Origin of the sequence: Pseudoalteromonas sp. BSi20495, assembly GCF_000241185.1 — a bacterium.
Classification (GTDB): Bacteria; Pseudomonadota; Gammaproteobacteria; order Enterobacterales; family Alteromonadaceae; genus Pseudoalteromonas; species Pseudoalteromonas fuliginea.
Genome location: NZ_BADY01000097.1, coordinates 1 through 639, shown reverse-complemented (window position 1 = coordinate 639; position 639 = coordinate 1). Strand labels below are relative to the sequence as shown.

The following is a 639-nucleotide window of genomic DNA, read 5'->3' as shown; positions in this document are numbered from 1 at the left end:
TCAGCTTCTTTACCAACTATTTTTTTTGCAATTGATTTTTGACACCCCATAGCGTCAATCGTTACTAAGCAGCCTTTTATCTCTAATAATTCAAGCAGCTCTGGCAACGCTTTTATTTCATTCGACTTTTTATCAACAGGGCATTGTGCCAAAACAACACCATTTTCGCATGCAAATGCACTGATCATATAAAGCGCATCGCGTCTATCTGACTGATTAAATGAACCTTTCAATCGTTTACCGTCAATAGCAACTACACCGCCTTGAGTTAATTTGGAGCAGGCTTTCATCCAAGAAGAAAAGGAATCTTGGAATTGCGTCATGTCAATACGGCTCATTACACGAGCAATTGTGTCATGGCGAGGGATCCCTTGTTCAAGAAGAACATATTTTCTGAGCCAATCTAGTCTATCATGACCAAAATCTTCAATCTCTTCCCAGCCCTGACAGCCTGAAACAACAGCGCTAACAGCTAAGAATATGATATCAAATAGTTTATGAACAACTTTACCTTGTTGGCGAGGGTCGTCGATTGATTCGAAATATTTAAATAGCTGAATGTTAGACATGGGGATGCTCCTTAAAAAGGAGTATAAGATCATACTTTTAAGTCAAGGTAAAGTTCGTGATCTTGCCCTG

General features: G+C 39.3%; 1 protein-coding gene. It reads right to left on the bottom strand.

The genetic code is table 11. The features are described 5' to 3' along the window. Window positions 1-569 (bottom strand): ISAs1 family transposase (locus P20495_RS20720; RefSeq protein WP_033016063.1); only part of this gene is annotated, 569 nt, incomplete at its 3' end. Between the last annotated feature and the right edge of the window lie 70 nt (window positions 570-639).